This window comes from Frateuria edaphi (genome assembly GCF_021117405.1).
In the GTDB taxonomy this organism is placed as follows: domain Bacteria; phylum Pseudomonadota; class Gammaproteobacteria; order Xanthomonadales; family Rhodanobacteraceae; genus Frateuria_A; species Frateuria_A edaphi.
Window position 1 is genome coordinate 2,038,915 of record NZ_CP088251.1, and the last position, 15,187, is coordinate 2,054,101.

Below are 15,187 nucleotides of genomic sequence, written 5' to 3' on the forward strand. Positions count from 1 at the left end.
AATCAGATCATCGGCAGCTTCAACCCTTGCTCCCTCGCGCACTCGACCGCAATCTCATACCCCGCATCCGCATGCCGCATCACCCCGGTGCCCGGATCATTCCAAAGCACTCGCGCAATCCGCTTGTCAGCCGCCTCGCTGCCGTCGCAAACGATCACGACACCGCTGTGTTGCGAGTACCCCATCCCCACGCCACCACCGTGATGCAGCGACACCCAAGTCGCGCCACCCGCGGTATTGAGCATCGCATTGAGCAACGGCCAATCCGACACCGCATCGCTCCCATCCTTCATCGCCTCGGTCTCCCGATTCGGACTCGCCACCGACCCCGAATCCAGGTGATCGCGTCCAATGACGACAGGCGCCTTCAACTCCCCCTTCCGCACCATCTCATTGAACGCCAGCCCCAGCTTGTGCCGCTGCCCCAGCCCCACCCAGCAGATCCGCGCCGGCAACCCCTGGAAGCTGATCCGCTCCCTGGCCATGTCCAGCCAGTTGTGCAGGTGCTTGTCGTCCGGAATCAGCTCCTTGACCTTCTGATCGGTCTTGTAGATGTCCTCCGGGTCACCCGAGAGCGCCACCCAGCGGAACGGGCCGATGCCGCGGCAGAATAGCGGGCGCACGAAGGCGGGCACGAAGCCGGGGAAGGCGAAGGCGTTCTCGCAGCCTTCGTCCTTGGCCATCTGGCGGATGTTGTTGCCGTAGTCGAAGGTGGGGATGCCCTTGGCGTGGAAGGCGAGCATGGCTTCCACGTGCTGCTTCATCGAGCGCTTGGCGGCGTCGCGGGTGCCGTTGGGGTCGCTCTTGCGGCGCTCGAACCACTGCTCCACCGTCCAGCCGAGCGGCAGGTAGCCGTTGACCGGGTCGTGCGCGCTGGTCTGGTCGGTGACGGCGTCGGGGCGGACGCCGCGGCGCACCAGCTCGGGCAGCACGTCGGCCGCGTTGCCCAGCAACGCGATGGATTTGGCTTCGCCCGCCTTGGTGTACTTCTCGATGCGCGCCAGCGCGTCGTCCAGGTCGGTGGCCTGCTCGTCGACGTAGCGGGTCTTCAGGCGGAAGTCGATGCGGCTCTGCTGGCATTCGATGGTCAGCGAGCATGCGCCGGCGAGGCTCGCGGCCAGCGGCTGCGCGCCGCCCATGCCGCCTAAGCCCGCGGTGAGGATCCACTTGCCCTTGAGGCTGCCGTTGTAGTGCTGGCGGCCCATCTCCACGAAGGTCTCGTAGGTGCCCTGCACGATGCCCTGCGAGCCGATGTAGATCCAGCTGCCGGCCGTCATCTGGCCGTACATCATCAGGCCCTTCTTATCGAGCTCGTTGAAGTGCTCCCAGTTGGCCCAGGCCGGCACCAGGTTGGAATTGGCAATGAGCACACGCGGGGCGTCGGCGTGGGTCGGGAACACGCCGACCGGCTTGCCGGACTGCACCAGCAGGGTTTCGTCGTCGTTGAGCTCGCGCAGGGAGCGCAGGATGGCGTCGAAGCATTCCCAGTTGCGCGCGGCGCGGCCGATGCCGCCGTAGACGACCAGCTCCGCCGGGTTCTCCGCCACCTCGGGGTCGAGGTTGTTCTGGATCATCCGGAACGGCGCCTCGGTGAGCCAGCTCTTGCAGGTCAGCTCGGTGCCGCGCGGGGCGCGGATGGTGCGGGTGGTGTCGATGCGGGTGGGGGCGTTCATGGCCGGTCTCCTTGAGGCAGATGGCCGAGTATAGCCAGCGTGCCCGGGGCGGCTTTCCCGGCCGCGCGGGGTGACCGCCGGCACGTGTGCGAGGCGGGCGCGGCGATAGACTCGGCGGGCAAGCTGTCGATCGTTCCTGCCCGGGAGACACGCATGTTGCTTCGGTCCGCTTTGCCCTGCTTCGTGCTGATGGCCCTGGCACCCGCCGCGATGGGTGCCGATGCGCGGGCCATCGATCCCGCCCTCGCCGGCCGCTATTTCAAGGAAGCTGCGCAGCTTTGCCACGCCGACGGTGGCCGCCTGTGGGGCAAGTCGCTGTGCGGCCCGACCCTGCTGGTGGACCCGGTCACGCGCCAGGTGGTGGCCAACCAGGCGGATGCCGAGGGTCGGCTGCGCGCCGAAGGCGGCGTGTACGTGGGTCAGTTGCCGCCGGACCAGGCCATCGCCAACACCGCGGTGGCGTGGGCCGGGGTGCGCTGGACGGAAATGCTTTGGCCGCTGAAGGAAGACGCCGCGCTACGGCACACGGTGATGGCGCACGAAGCCTTCCACCGTATCCAGGACAGCCTGGGCCTGCCCCTGGCTGGTCGCGACAGCCCCCACATGGACACGCTGGAAGGCCGCTACACGGTGCAACTGGAGTGGCGCGCGCTGGATGCCGCACTGGCGGCGAAGACCGATGCGGAACGCCGCGCGCGAGCCGCCGATGCGCTGGCGTTTCGCGCCGCGCGCTACCAGAAGTTTCCCGAGGCCGAGCAGGCCGAGACCGCGCTGGAGCGCAACGAAGGCCTGGCCGAATACACCGGCGTGATGGTCGGCAACCGCACGCCGGCCGAGCAGGTGGCGATGGCGCACTGGGACCTCACCTGGCATCCGAATAACGATTCGACGTTCGCGCGATCGTTCGCCTACCCGAGCGGACCGGCGTACGGGATCCTGCTCGATCGCTACCGGCCGGGGTGGCGCAAGGCGATCGTCAAGGGCGGATCGCCCGCGCGAATGCTGGCCGAGGCGTTGCACGTCGACATGCGCGCCACGCCGGATGTCGGGAAGCTGGCCGCGCGCTATGGCGGCCCTGCCCTCCTCGCCAGCGAACACGCGCGTGCCGAGGCCCGAGCGCGGCAAGCGGCGAAGTACACCGCGCAACTGGTGACCGGGCCGGTGCTGAAGCTGCCGCTCAAGCACATGAAGGTGCAGTTCAACCCGAGCAATTTGATGCCGCTGGGTGATGCCGGGACGGTGTATCCGACCATGCAGGTGATCGACGACTGGGGGTCGATCACTGTCGATGGCGGCGCACTGATGGCTCCCGACTGGACGCTGTTGACCGTGGCCGCGCCCGCGGGCGACGCCACGAGCGGCACGCTGCGCGGCCAAGGCTGGACGATGAAACCCGCACCGGGCTGGCACGTGGTGCCGGCCGGGCGCACGGGTGACCGTACGATCGCCAAGGGTGACGACCGCTAGGCCCGCGGCGGCCTGATCGCCGGTTCTGCCATGGCGATCGCTGTCATCGAACCCTTCCATTGAAGGTGGCCCTCAGCCACGCGTGATGTGCCGGCCGACCGGCGCGTATTCCTTGTGCACCAATACTTGCTCGCAGGGGCGCGGAACCACGCCTCCGCCCGCCAGGCAGCCGCTCGGCCGAAAACTGCCTAGACAGCGAGCTGAACATGAACGTACGCAAAACGCTCACGAAAACTGAAGCATTATTCCGCGCCGCCAGAACACCCGTGGCGATCGAGCCCGACAGGGAGCCCGCGTTTCCAGCGGGCGGGACCAGACCGCACCGAGCCGAACCAGGGGGACTTCCGTCAGGAGCATCACCCATGAAAAACCATAAGCTTGCCGGCTCCATCTGTGCCCTTCTGCTCACCGCCCTGGGCGTGTCGACCGCCGCCGCCGCACAGACCGCCACCGCCTCGATCCTCGTCACCCGACCCATCTACCGTTTCGACGGCGCCCACGGCAGCCAGCTCTACCGTGTCCAACCGTCCGGCCAGAACCTGACGACGCTGGTGCCGGTCACTTACGGCGTCGACATCCAGAACCCCGGTTGGTCGCCCGGTGGCAGTTCTGTAGTGTTCGAGGCGCTCGCGCGGGAAGCGAACGATTCCTACAGCGGCTGGCAACTGTATGTGGTCAATCGGCAAGGCGGCTCGCCGCGCCAGCTCACCACAGGGAACGGCGAGCACTCCCACCCCTTGTGGGGACCCAACGGCATCATCGCCTTCGTCAACGGGGGCTGCCTGGGCGCCGTCCGGGCCGACGGCACGCAACAGCACATCGTCTTCTGCCCTCCGCATGAATCCGGACAGCGCACCAGCTATCCGCTCCACTTGTTCCAATGGACCGCCAGCGGCAACGGTGTCCTGATCGAGGCCAGCGGCGACGAGGGCGGACTGGAACCGGAGTTGCTTTTTTCGACCGTCTACCGGGTCAACGTTTCCACTGGCTTTGCCACCAAGCTCGCCGCGCAGGTGTTCGAAAGCGGCGGAGGCGACTTGACCATCGCGCCCGATGGCCAACACGGGGTGTACGGCGGGAGCCCCATGCTGGCCCTCGACTTCGCGAGCAACAGCGTCACTCCATTGCCGGCCGGCGGCGCGAACCCGACGTATTCTCCGGACGGCTCGAAGATCGCTTTTCTCCACTCCAACGATCCAAGCAACCCCGACGAAAACCTGCGCATCTACATCATGCGTGCCGATGGAAGCAACGTTCATCCGGCGCCTGCCCAGACGACGAATCCCGATGTCTACATCCCTTCCATCTCCACCTGGTCGGCTGATGGAACGCGCCTGTTGTTCAACCAGGTAGGCAACAACCAGTGGGTGCGGATGATCGACTTGCGCACCAAGACGTCCAGGAACGTCACCAACGGCGTCGCGGCCAAGCGCGCCTGGTTCCATCCGTAAGCCGCTTGCCGGGGGCGGCGGCCCAGCCGCCCCCACCGAGCTTTCGCCAGAACACCCGTGACGATCCCGCCCGACAGGGGAGCCCGCATTCGCGGGCCCGGACCCGACCGCACGACCCGAATCAGGGGGACTACCGTCTGGGAGCACTACCCATGAAAACCAACAAGCTTGCAGGCTCCATCTGTGCCCTTCTGCTCACTGCCCTGGGCGCTTCTTCCGCGTTTGCGCAAAGCTCCACCGCCTCGATCCTGTTCACCCGGACCCTCTACCGGGCAGTCGACGGCACGCATGGGAGCCAGCTCTACCGTGTCAGGCCCTCCGGGTCGGACCTGGCGCTCCTGATGCCGGTCACGTACGGAACGGACATCACCGCCAGCAGTTGGTCGCCCACGGGTGCCTCCGCCGTCTTCGAAGTCAGGAACAGTGACGGCACGCAGCTCTACGTGGTCGACCGCCAGGGCAGCTCTCCGCGCCAGATCACCAGCGGCGCGAGCAGGCCCGAACAGCCCTTGTGGGCGCCCAACAGCGGGACCATCGCGTACGTCGCCACCAACCGGCGGATCCAGTGCCTTGGCACAGTGCGCGCCAACGGCATGAACCAGCACATCGTCTTTTGCCCACCGACTCAGCCTGGGACGGCACTGAACCTCTCGCTCTCGATTGCCCGGTGGACAACCGACGGCAATAGCGTCCTGGTCGCGGTCGGCGCCGAGCAGGGCGGGCTGGAACCGGAGAAGTGGTACTCGAATGTCTACCGGGTCAACGTCTCCACCGGCGCGGCCGTGGAGCTGGCCAATCAGGTGTTCGACAGCGACCAGATTCGGAAGCTGGCCATCTCGCCCGATGGCACGCACGGGGTGTACGACGGCGACCCGCTGTACTCGATCGACTTCGCCAGCAACACCGTCACAGCGTTGCCGGTGGGCGGCTACGACCCGGTCTACGCGCCGGACGGCAGGAAGGTGGCCTTCCTCAGGAACGAGACGAACGGTTCCCCGTATTACTCGAACGTCTACCTGATCCACCCCGACGGGAGCCATCTGCGCCAGCTGACGTCGGACGCGAACCCGCTTCTCACCTACACCGCGGTCGCAGACTGGTCGTGGGACAGCACACGCGTGCTGGTGGACCAGGTGGGCGACGACCGCTGGCTGCACATGATCGACCTGCGCGACAACAGCGCGCGGAACGTCACCAAGGGTACTGCTGCCGAATATGCATGGTTCCATCCGTAAGCGACTGACCGGGGGGCCGCGCGGCCGCCCCACCCGCTCGCCAGAACATCCGTGCCGATCGCGTCCGCGGGCCGGACCTCGTCTACTCGGATCCCGAATCAGGGGGACTACCGTCAGGGAGCATCACCCATGAAAACCAACAAGCTTGCCGGCTCCATCTGTGCGCTTCTGCTCACTGCCCTGGGCGCGTCATCCGCGGTCGCACAGACCTCCACCGCGTCGATTCTGTTCACGCGGACGATGTTCCGCTTCGATTCCGCGCACGGGAGCGAGCTCTACCGCGTACAGCCCTCGGGCCAGAACGTGGTGACACTGGCCCCGGTGACCTACGGATTCGACATTCATGGCGCCGACTGGTCACCCGGCGGCGCCTCGGTCGTTTACGAGAAAGTCCAGCAGGCGAGCGGCGATTCCGCCTACAACTCGCAGCTTTACGTGGTCAATCGTCAAGGCGGTTCGCTGCATCAGGTCACGACCGGCGATGGCCGGCATTCACAGCCCTCGTGGGGGCCAAATGGGGTCATCGCCTTTGTCCAGGGTGGTTGCCTCGCCACGGTGCGCCCCGATGGCACGCAACAGCACGTGGTCTTCTGCCCTCCGCACGAGTCCGGGCAGCACGGCGGAATCGTGCTCACTTTGTTCCACTGGACCCCGAGCGGCAATGGCGTCCTGATCGAGGCTGCTGGCGACGAGGGCGGGCTCGAGCCGGAGATCTGGTACTCGACCGTCTACCGGGTGAACGTTACGACCGGCTCGGCCGTCAAGCTCACCAGTCAGGTCTTCAACAACTCCCACGAGCGGTACCTGGCGATCGCTCCCGACAATCAGCATGGCGTGTATACGGGCAACCCCATGGAGGCAGTGGATTTCGCATCCAACACCCGCACCACGATCCAGTCCCAGGGCATGGACCCGGTGTACTCGCCCGATGGCTCGAAGGTCGCCTTCCGCGACACTCTGACCGACTACCCCCACGCGCGCATCAAGATCATGCGCGCCGATGGAAGCAACATCCATCTGGCACCCACACAGGTCAACCCGGACGTCACCATCACCTCCATTTCGGACTGGTCCTGGGACGGCACGCGCCTGTTGGTGGACCAGGTGGGCAACAACCAGTGGGTGCGAATGATCGACCTGCGCAACAAGACCGCGAGGAACGTCACCAACGGCGTGGCGGACAAGCACGCCTGGTTCCACCCGTAGGCGTTGAACGGGGCGGCCATTGAGCCGCCCCCACTTCCCAGCCGGTAACAAGCCGTGCCGTGCAGAAGATCACTCGCCGTGGATGCCACCGCGCGTCAGTGCCGTGGGATCGAGCAGCTTCTTCAACTCGTCCTTCGACAGCCCCGTGGTCTCCAGCGCCACGTCCATGATCGGGCGCTTCTCCTTGTAGGCCTGCTTGGCGGTGGCGGCGCCGTTCTCGTAGCCGATCACCGGGTTGAGCGCGGTGACCAGGATCGGGTTCATCGCCAGCGCCTGGTTGACGCGCTCGCGGTTGACCTTGAAGCCGGCGATGGCCTTGTCGGCGAGCAGGCGGCTGACGTTGCCCAGGATGTCGATCGACTGCAGCAGGTTGTAGGCGATCATCGGCAGCATCACGTTGAGCTGGAAGTTGCCGGACTGGCCACCGACGGTGATTGCCGCATCGTTGCCTATCACTTGCGCGGCGACCATGGCGGTGGCTTCCGGGATCACCGGATTGACCTTGCCGGGCATGATCGAGGAGCCCGGCTGCAGCGCGGGAAGTTCGATCTCGGCAAGGCCGGCCAGGGGACCGGAGTTCATCCAGCGCAGGTCGTTGGCGATCTTCATCAGCGCGACGGCCAGCGTCTTGAGCGCGCCGGAGAGTTCGACCGCCGCGTCCTGCGAGGCCATGCCTTCGAAGAAGTTCTCGGCAGACTCGAAGCGCACGCCAGTGAGCGTCTTCAGTTCGCGCGCCACCGCCGGGCCGAACGTCGGATCGGCATTGATGCCGGTGCCGACCGCGGTGCCGCCCTGGGGCAGACGGCGCATGCGCTTGAGCGCATCCTCGATCCGCTCGATGGCCGAACCGATCTGCGCGGACCAGCCGGAGAGCTCCTGGCCGAAGGTCACCGGCATCGCGTCCATCAGGTGGGTACGGCCGGTCTTTGGCACGTTCTTCAGCTCGCGGGCGCGCTTGTCGATGGTCTTCTTCAGGTGCCTGAGCGCCGGCACCAGGCGTTCGCTGGTGGCCAGCGTGGCGCTCACGTGGATGGCCGTCGGGATGACGTCGTTGGAGCTCTGGCCGTAATTGACGTGGTCATTGGGGTGCACCTTCGCGCCGCCCTGCGCGGCGAGGTGGGCGATCACCTCGTTGGCGTTCATGTTGGTGCTGGTGCCCGAGCCGGTCTGGAACACGTCGATCGGGAATTGGGCGTCGTACCGCCCTTCGGCTACCGCCAGCGCGGCCTTGCGGATCGCCGCGGCCTGTCCCTTTTTCAGGTGGCCGAGCGCCAGGTTGGCGGCCGCCGCGGCCGCCTTGATCAAGCCCAGCGCGCGGATGAACTCGCGCGGCAGCGCGAGGCCGGAGATCGGGAAGTTGTCGATCGCGCGCTGGGTCTGCGCGCCGTAGAGCCCGTCGGCGGGGACCTTGAGTTCGCCCATGCTGTCGTGTTCGGTGCGGTAGTCGGCCATGGCGGGTTCCTGTGCGTAGTCCAAAGGACTATAGATGCGCCCCTGTCGGCCCGATGGCAATGACATGGAGCAAGACGTCGCGCTTGCCGGTGCGGCGTGGTGTTCGGCGGGATGTAAAATGCCGCGTTTTCCCCTTGCCGGAACCTGCCCCGATGTCCACCCACGCCCTTACCGCCCTGTCGCCGCTGGATGGCCGTTATGCCGGCAAGGTCGAGACGCTGCGCCCGATCTTCAGCGAATTCGGCCTGATGCACCGGCGCGTGCAGGTGGAAATCGAATGGTTGCTGGCGCTGGCCGCCGAGGGCGCCATCGTCGAACTGCCGCCCTTCTCCGGCGCCCAGGTCGACCAGCTGCGCGCCATCGCCAATGACTTCAGCGTGGCCGACGGCGAACGCGTGAAGGCGATCGAGGCGACCACCAATCACGACGTCAAGGCGATCGAGTACTTCATCAAGGAGCGCATCGGCGCTGATCCTGCGCTGGCGCAGGCCAAGGAGTTCGTGCACTTCGCCTGCACCAGCGAGGACATCAACAACCTGTCCTACGCGCTGATGCTGCGCGATGCGCGCGAGGGCGTGCTGCTGCCGATGTTCGACCGGATCATCGCCCGCCTGCGCGAGATGGCGCACGCCAACGCCGGCCTGCCGATGCTCTCGCGCACGCACGGCCAGACCGCCTCGCCGAGCACGCTGGGCAAGGAGCTGGCCAACGTGGTGGCGCGCCTGCAGCGCCAGCGCGCGCAGCTGGCGGGCCTGGAGATCCCCGGCAAGATCAACGGCGCGGTGGGCAACTACAACGCCCATGCGATCACCTACCCCGAGCTGGACTGGCGCGCGTTCTCGCGGCGCTTCGTGGAAAGCCTGGGGCTCGACTACAACGCCTATACCACGCAGATCGAACCGCATGACGGCGTGGCCGAGTACTGCGACGCGGTGCGGCGGGCCAACATCATCCTGATAGACCTGGCGCGCGACATCTGGGGCTACATCTCGCTGGGTTACTTCAAGCAGTCATTGAAGGCGGGCGAGGTCGGCTCCTCGACCATGCCGCACAAGGTCAACCCGATCGACTTCGAGAATGCCGAGGGCAACTTCGGCCTCGCCAACGCGTTGCTGGGGCATTTCGCCGAGAAGCTGCCGATCAGCCGGTGGCAGCGAGACCTCACCGATTCGACCGTGCTGCGCGCGCTGGGCACCGCGTTCGGGCACACGCTGGTGGCGCTGGAATCGCTGCAGAAGGGCCTGGGCAAGCTGACCGTGAACGCCGAGCGGCTCGCCGCCGATCTCGACGCGAGCTGGGAAGTGCTGGCCGAGGCGGTGCAGACGGTGATGCGCCGGTACGGATTGCCAGAGCCGTACGAGCAGTTGAAGGCGCTGACGCGCGGCCAGGGCATCACGCGGGAGTCGATGCGCACCTTCATCGAAGGGCTGGCGCTGCCGGCCGAAGCCAGGCAACGCCTGCTCGACCTGACGCCGGGCGGTTACGTCGGACTGGCCGAGCCGCTGGCGCGGGAGATCTGAAACCCGTGGCAGGTTGCGCCGGCGCCATGGCGCCGGCTTCGCGCTGTCGCCGGTGGTCAGGCCGCCCTGCAGCGCGGATGCAGCAGATCCTCCAGGCCGATACGCCGCAGCAGCTCGGCACGCACGCGGTCGGCCATGCCGTTGACGATCTCGGCGCCGTCCTGCGACGGATCGACGTGCACACGGAACGGCCGCCGGCCGAACGGTGCATCGACCACCCGGGCGATCGCCTCGGCCACTTCGCCCGCGTCGGCATCCGCGGGCTCCAGTGAAGCGAGCCCCTGCAGCGCCTGCTCAGGCAGACCGGCATAGGGACCGCCGTCGTACTCCGCGGCGCGCGCCGCATCCGCCGGCTTGCCGGCATGGAGGAAATGGTTGGTCCCCTGGGTGAACGCCCCCGGCACGATGATCGAGGTCTCGATGCCCCAGCGCGCCAGTTCACCGGCATAGCTCACCGCAAGCGCGTCCATGGCCGCCTTGGCGGCGAAGTACGGCGCCAGGTACGGCGGCGTGCCGCCGCGCGCGCTGCTGCTGGATACCCACACCAGCAGTCCCCGCCCCTGCCGCCGCAGCGCCGGCAGCGCCGCGCGGTTCACGCGCTGGGCGCCGAGCACGTTGGTGTCGTAGAGCTGCGCGAACTGCTCCGGCGTGAACGCCTCGGCCGGTCCGAACGCCATGTGCCCAGCGTTGTGCACGATCACGTCCAGCCGTCCCTGCGCGGCGACGATCTGCTCCACTGCGGCCTCGCAGGAGGCCTCCGAGGCGATGTCAAGTTCGATGGTGCGAAGGTCCACGCCGTGTTCTTCGGCGTGGCGGCGTGCCGACTCTACCTGCGGCGCATTGCGGCCGGCGGTCTCGCGCATGCTGGCGTAGACGGTGTGGCCGGCGCGCGCCAGGGCCCGGGCAGCCAGTGCGCCGAAGCCGCTGGATGCGCCGGTGATGAGGATGACCTGTTTCATGTTGGTACTCCCGCTATGAATTTCAGACGATGCCGCCGTTGGCGCGAAGCGTCTGGCCGTTGATCCAGCCACCATCGGGACCGGCCAGGAACGCGACCACGGCGGCGATGTCCTCCGGCTGGCCCAGGCGTTCCAGCGGCGCGAGCTTGGCAAGGTGGTCGACGAGTTCGGGCGACTTGCCGTCGAGGAACAGCCGCGTAGCGGTCGGGCCGGGCGCCACCGCGTTGACCGTGATGCCGCGCCCGCGCAGTTCCTTCGCCAGCACGCCTGTCATGGCCTCCACCGCGGCCTTGGTCGCGGCGTAGACCCCGTAGCTGGGCATCAGCAGGCCGACCGTGCTGGAGGACAGGTTGATGATGCGGCCGCCCTCATGCATGCGCCGGGCCGCCTCGCGCAGGGTGTTGAAGGTGCCACGCAGGTTGACCGCGATGTGGCGGTCGAAGCTGGCGTCGTCTGTCTCGGCGATCGGGGCGAGGTTCATGATGCCGGCGTTGTTGACCAGCACGTCCACGCCGCCGAACGCGGCCTCGGCGGCGTCGAAGAGGCGGCGCACCGCGGTGGCATCGCCGACGTCCGCCTGGGCAGCCACCGCCTTGCCGCCGGCCTGCTCGATGCTGCGCACCAATGCCTCCGCCGGCGCGGCGTCGCCGGCGTAGTTGACCACCACCCTGAAACCGTCTCGTGCGAGGCGCTCGGCGATCGCGGCGCCGATGCCGCGGGATGCGCCCGTGACCAGGGCGACCTTCTGTTGCTGTGTGCTCATGGGATGTCTCCAGGGCCGGCACCGCGCCGGCGTGGGGAAAGCATCCTCTTTCGCCACATGGAAATAATCCATGTTATTTTTGCAACACTTTTCGTCTCACACGAACAATGGTGGTGCATGGACCGGCTGGACGTGATGCGCCTTTTCACCCGCATCGTGGAGCGGCGCAGCTTCACGCTGGCGGCGCAGGACCTGGGGCTGCTGCGCTCCACCGCGACCCAGGCGATCAAGCAACTGGAGGCACGGCTGGGCGTGCGGCTGCTCCAGCGCACCACTCGTCAGGTGCGTCCCACGCTCGACGGCGAGGCGTACTACCGCCGCTGCATCGCGATCCTGGACGAGGTGGAGGATGCCGAGGCGGCCTTCAGCGGCGCCAAGCCGCGCGGCCAGTTGCGGGTCGACGTACAGGGCACGCTGGCGCGCCACTTCGTGCTGCCCGCGCTGCCGCAGTTTCTCGCCGACCATCCGCAACTGCAGTTGCACATCGGCGAGGGCGACCGGTTGGTTGATCTGGTGCGCGAGGGCGTGGACTGCGTGCTGCGCGTGGGCGACCTGCACGACAGCGCAATGGTCGGCCGGCGCCTGGCCCTGCTGGAGGAAGTCACCTGCGCCAGTCCGGACTACCTGGCGCGGCACGGTACGCCCGACGGCATCGAGGGGTTGGACGGGCACCGTGCGGTCGGCTTCGTCTCCTCCGCCATCGGTGCGGTGCTGCCGCTGGAATTCGTCGTGGCCGGCAGCGTCCGCCACGTACACCTGCCGGCGACGCTCACGGTCGCCGGTGCGGACACCTACATTGCTGCCGCTCGGCTGGGCCTGGGACTGGTCCAGGTGCCGCGCTATCACGTGGAAGAGGATCTGGCCGCGGGGCGCCTGGTCAACGTACTGCCCGACTTCCCGCCGACACCGACGCCCGTCTCGTTGCTCTACCCGCACAACCGGCAACTGTCGCCGCGGGTGCGGGTATTCATCGACTGGCTGGTACGCGAGTTCGGCAAGCGGCTACCGGCAGCCGGTAGCCGCTTGTGACGCGCCCCGGCAACGGGCCGCAGCGCGGGCGTGGCTCACGCGGCCGCAGCGCGGCGGGCGAGGCCTTCGGCATCCATCACCTCCTGCACCGCCGGTCGCTCCAGCATGCGGTGCTGGAACGCCTGGATGGCCGGGAAGTCGGACAGGTCCAGGTCCACGTGCTTTGCCCAGTTGGTCACCGTGAACAGGTAGGCGTCGGCCGCGGTGAAGCGGTCGCCGAGCAGCCACGGATGGGTCGCCAGGGCGCTTTCGATCAGGGCATAGCGCTTGCGCAGGTAGTCCTTGCGCTCCTGCCGCGTCGCCTCGGGGGTCTCCGGCTTGAACAGCGGGCTGTAGGACTTGTGGATCTCGGAGTTGATGTAGCCGAGCACTTCCTGCAGGCGGTAGCGCGCCAGCGTGCCGTTGGCGGGCGCCAGGCCCGAGGCGGGCTTGAGGTCGGCCAGGTACTGCACGATCGCCGGGCCTTCGGTCAGCAGCTGGCCGTCGTCCAGCTCCAGCGCGGGCACGTAGCCCTTGGGGTTGATCGCCAGGAAGTCGTCGCCGTTTTCCGTGCGCTTGGTCTTGCCGTCGACCTTCACCAGCTGAAGGTCGATGCCGGCCTCGCGCGCGACGATGTGCGGGGAAAGCGAGCAGGCGCCGGGCATGTAGTAGAGCTTCATGGGTGACTCTCCTTCGTGGGGGTGGGACGTCCTTGGACGTGCCGCGCATCCTAGCCGCACGAAGTTACTGTTGGATACCACCTAACCAGGGATTAGTGCCAGAATGTGGTATCCCCACGGTTACCGAGGACACTCTCATGGGCCTGCCCGTACGCAAGAGCAAAGTCGCCGCGCCGCCGCCGGCGTGCCCGCTGACCGAGAGCCTGACGCTGCTGCGCGGGGCCTGGGCACCCAACGTGATCTGGTACCTGAGCGCCGAACCGCGGCGCTTCGGCGAGTTGCGCCACGACATCCCGCGCATCTCCGCGCGCGTCCTCAGCGCCAGGCTGCGCGAACTGGAGTCCCGTGGGCTGGTGACCAGGCGCGTGCTCGATACCTCGCCGCCGTCGGCCGAATACGCGCTCACGCCACTGGGGCGCGAACTGCTGCCGGCGATCGAAGCGCTGGCCCACGTGGGGCGCAAGCTGATCGACCAGTGGGAGCTTGGGGCGCACAGCGTCAAGGCACGCGGACGCCGCGCGGCCTGAAATACCAGCAATCACGCGAAGCAACACGTTCCTGCAAACCTGCTCCCTCACCCCTCAAGGGAGAGGGTTGGGGTGAGCGGCGGTTCTTGCGGAGTAGGCCGCTCCCCTGTGGAGCTTTGCGCCGCTGCTTTTCGCATGCCCGATCAGTCGGACGAGCCCCGGCCCCTCACCCTGCCCTCTCCCGGACGGGAGAGGGTTCAAGCCCTGGCGCGCACAGGGGCGACGCGACTCAGGCCGCAGTGGCCTTGGCGGCCAGCGACGACCCCGCCGCCTCCACTTCATCGGAGCCCTCGTTGACGCCCTCGAACAGAAACGTCGACAGGTAACGCTCGCCGGTGTCCGGCAGCATCGCCAGCAGCACCGAGCCTTCCGGCGCGCCCTTGGCCGCCTGCAGCGCCGCCGCCAGCGTGGCGCCGGAGGAGAGGCCCACGAAGATGCCTTCCTGCTCCGCCAGCTTGCGCGAGGTGTCTCGGGCGACCGTGTCGTCCACCGGCAGGATCTCATCGACCACTTCGCGATTGAGCACGCCCGGGACGAAGTCGGGCGTCCAGCCCTGGATCTTGTGCGGCTGCCATTCCTTGCCCGACAGCAAGGCCGCTCCAGCCGGCTCGCTGGCGATGATCTTCACTTCCGGCCGCGCGACCTTGAGCACTTCGCCGACGCCGGTCAGCGTGCCGCCGGTGCCCCATCCGGTCACGAAGTAATCGAGCCGGCGGCCGGCGAAGTCGCGCAGGATCTCGGCCGCGGTCGTGCTGCGGTGGTAGGCCGGGTTGGCCGGGTTCTCGAACTGGCTGGCAAGGAACCAGCCGTACTTCTTCGCGAGCTCGGCGGCCTTTTCGACCATGCCGGTGCCACGGGCCGCCGCGGGCGTCAGCACGACCTTGCCGCCGTAGGCGCGGATCAGCTTGCGACGCTCGATCGAAAAGGTTTCGGTCATCACCGCCACGAACGGATAGCCGCGCGCCGCGCACACCGCCGCCAGCGCCACGCCGGTGTTGCCGGAGGTCGCTTCGATGACGGTCTGGCCGGGCTTGAGCGTGCCGCGCTGCTCGGCATCCAGGATGATCGCCAGCGCCAGGCGATCCTTCACCGAACCGGCCGGATTGAAGGCCTCCACCTTCACGTAGAGCTCGACGTTCTTCGGCGCGAGCCGGTGCAGCTTGACGATCGGCGTGTTGCCGATGGTGTCCAGGATGCTGTTGTAGATCATGGGTACTGACTCCGTAGGAAGTACCGGCGGATGCGC

13 protein-coding genes are annotated in these 15,187 nt (G+C 67.5%); 7 read left to right on the forward strand and 6 right to left on the reverse strand.

What is annotated here, in order from left to right:
* Positions 1–2 precede the first annotated feature (2 nt).
* The gene (gene hutU, locus LQ772_RS09655; protein ID WP_231320479.1) at positions 3–1,673 is read right to left on the reverse strand and encodes a urocanate hydratase; all 1,671 of its coding nucleotides are present in this window, start codon (positions 1,671–1,673) and stop codon (positions 3–5) included.
* A 153-nt stretch (positions 1,674–1,826) separates the two neighbouring features.
* On the opposite strand from hutU, the gene LQ772_RS09660 reads away from it, so the two are divergent.
* The 4 genes from LQ772_RS09660 to LQ772_RS09675 all read left to right on the forward strand — a co-directional run bounded on the left by LQ772_RS09660 (position 1,827) and on the right by LQ772_RS09675 (position 7,032).
* A complete protein-coding gene (locus tag LQ772_RS09660) occupies positions 1,827–3,140 on the forward strand; it encodes a hypothetical protein (RefSeq protein WP_231320480.1) in 1,314 nt (437 codons plus the stop codon).
* Between the two features lie 362 nt (positions 3,141–3,502).
* Complete coding sequence (locus tag LQ772_RS09665; protein ID WP_231320481.1) at positions 3,503–4,591, forward strand: hypothetical protein; 1,089 nt, start codon at positions 3,503–3,505, stop codon at positions 4,589–4,591.
* Between the two features lie 152 nt (positions 4,592–4,743).
* A complete protein-coding gene (locus tag LQ772_RS09670; protein ID WP_231320482.1) occupies positions 4,744–5,826 on the forward strand; it encodes a TolB family protein in 1,083 nt (360 codons plus the stop codon).
* Between the two features lie 129 nt (positions 5,827–5,955).
* Entirely contained in the window at positions 5,956–7,032 is a 1,077-nt protein-coding gene (locus LQ772_RS09675) for a TolB-like translocation protein (protein ID WP_231320483.1), read from the forward strand.
* A gap of 69 nt (positions 7,033–7,101) precedes the next feature.
* On the opposite strand, the gene LQ772_RS09680 is transcribed toward LQ772_RS09675, so the two are convergent.
* Positions 7,102–8,484 carry a class II fumarate hydratase gene (locus tag LQ772_RS09680; protein ID WP_231320484.1) on the reverse strand — a complete coding sequence of 461 codons (1,383 nt, stop codon included), beginning with the start codon at positions 8,482–8,484 and terminating at the stop codon, positions 7,102–7,104.
* 152 nt (positions 8,485–8,636) lie between these two features.
* On the opposite strand from LQ772_RS09680, the gene purB reads away from it, so the two are divergent.
* The gene (purB, locus tag LQ772_RS09685; RefSeq protein WP_231320485.1) at positions 8,637–10,004 is read left to right on the forward strand and encodes an adenylosuccinate lyase; all 1,368 of its coding nucleotides are present in this window, start codon (positions 8,637–8,639) and stop codon (positions 10,002–10,004) included.
* A 56-nt stretch (positions 10,005–10,060) separates the two neighbouring features.
* On the opposite strand, the gene LQ772_RS09690 is transcribed toward purB, so the two are convergent.
* Both LQ772_RS09690 and LQ772_RS09695 read right to left on the reverse strand, forming a co-directional pair.
* A complete protein-coding gene (locus tag LQ772_RS09690) occupies positions 10,061–10,963 on the reverse strand; it encodes an SDR family NAD(P)-dependent oxidoreductase (RefSeq protein WP_231320486.1) in 903 nt (300 codons plus the stop codon).
* Between the two features lie 22 nt (positions 10,964–10,985).
* Positions 10,986–11,726 carry an SDR family oxidoreductase gene (locus LQ772_RS09695; protein ID WP_231320487.1) on the reverse strand — a complete coding sequence of 247 codons (741 nt, stop codon included), beginning with the start codon at positions 11,724–11,726 and terminating at the stop codon, positions 10,986–10,988.
* 117 nt (positions 11,727–11,843) lie between these two features.
* Here LQ772_RS09695 and LQ772_RS09700 point away from each other — a divergent pair, with 117 nt between their 5' ends.
* The gene (locus tag LQ772_RS09700) at positions 11,844–12,755 is read left to right on the forward strand and encodes a LysR family transcriptional regulator (protein ID WP_231320488.1); all 912 of its coding nucleotides are present in this window, start codon (positions 11,844–11,846) and stop codon (positions 12,753–12,755) included.
* A 35-nt stretch (positions 12,756–12,790) separates the two neighbouring features.
* On the opposite strand, the gene gstA is transcribed toward LQ772_RS09700, so the two are convergent.
* Complete coding sequence (gstA, locus tag LQ772_RS09705; RefSeq protein WP_231320489.1) at positions 12,791–13,414, reverse strand: glutathione transferase GstA; 624 nt, start codon at positions 13,412–13,414, stop codon at positions 12,791–12,793.
* Positions 13,415–13,551: 137 nt separating this feature from the next.
* Between gstA and LQ772_RS09710 the strand changes: the two genes are divergently transcribed.
* Positions 13,552–13,941, forward strand: coding sequence for a winged helix-turn-helix transcriptional regulator (locus LQ772_RS09710; protein ID WP_231320490.1), 390 nt, complete (start codon positions 13,552–13,554; stop codon positions 13,939–13,941).
* A 229-nt stretch (positions 13,942–14,170) separates the two neighbouring features.
* Here the strand turns inward: LQ772_RS09710 and cysK are convergent, their stop codons facing one another.
* Positions 14,171–15,151, reverse strand: a complete 981-nt coding sequence (cysK, locus tag LQ772_RS09715; protein WP_231320491.1) for a cysteine synthase A — start codon at positions 15,149–15,151, stop codon at positions 14,171–14,173.
* Positions 15,152–15,187: the final 36 nt, after the last annotated feature.

What these genes read in the sequence shown, in the direction of transcription:
- LQ772_RS09690 (WP_231320486.1), bottom strand. Translation starts at nt 10,963, where the DNA reads ATGAAACAGGTCATCCTCATCACCGGCGCATCCAGCGGCTTCGGCGCA.
- hutU (WP_231320479.1), bottom strand. Translation starts at nt 1,673, where the DNA reads ATGAACGCCCCCACCCGCATCGACACCACCCGCACCATCCGCGCCCCG.
- LQ772_RS09680 (WP_231320484.1), bottom strand. Translation starts at nt 8,484, where the DNA reads ATGGCCGACTACCGCACCGAACACGACAGCATGGGCGAACTCAAGGTC.
- gstA (WP_231320489.1), bottom strand. Translation starts at nt 13,414, where the DNA reads ATGAAGCTCTACTACATGCCCGGCGCCTGCTCGCTTTCCCCGCACATC.
- LQ772_RS09700 (WP_231320488.1), top strand. Translation starts at nt 11,844, where the DNA reads ATGGACCGGCTGGACGTGATGCGCCTTTTCACCCGCATCGTGGAGCGG.
- LQ772_RS09665 (WP_231320481.1), top strand. Translation starts at nt 3,503, where the DNA reads ATGAAAAACCATAAGCTTGCCGGCTCCATCTGTGCCCTTCTGCTCACC.
- LQ772_RS09675 (WP_231320483.1), top strand. Translation starts at nt 5,956, where the DNA reads ATGAAAACCAACAAGCTTGCCGGCTCCATCTGTGCGCTTCTGCTCACT.
- cysK (WP_231320491.1), bottom strand. Translation starts at nt 15,151, where the DNA reads ATGATCTACAACAGCATCCTGGACACCATCGGCAACACGCCGATCGTC.
- LQ772_RS09710 (WP_231320490.1), top strand. Translation starts at nt 13,552, where the DNA reads ATGGGCCTGCCCGTACGCAAGAGCAAAGTCGCCGCGCCGCCGCCGGCG.
- LQ772_RS09660 (WP_231320480.1), top strand. Translation starts at nt 1,827, where the DNA reads ATGTTGCTTCGGTCCGCTTTGCCCTGCTTCGTGCTGATGGCCCTGGCA.
- LQ772_RS09695 (WP_231320487.1), bottom strand. Translation starts at nt 11,726, where the DNA reads ATGAGCACACAGCAACAGAAGGTCGCCCTGGTCACGGGCGCATCCCGC.
- purB (WP_231320485.1), top strand. Translation starts at nt 8,637, where the DNA reads ATGTCCACCCACGCCCTTACCGCCCTGTCGCCGCTGGATGGCCGTTAT.
- LQ772_RS09670 (WP_231320482.1), top strand. Translation starts at nt 4,744, where the DNA reads ATGAAAACCAACAAGCTTGCAGGCTCCATCTGTGCCCTTCTGCTCACT.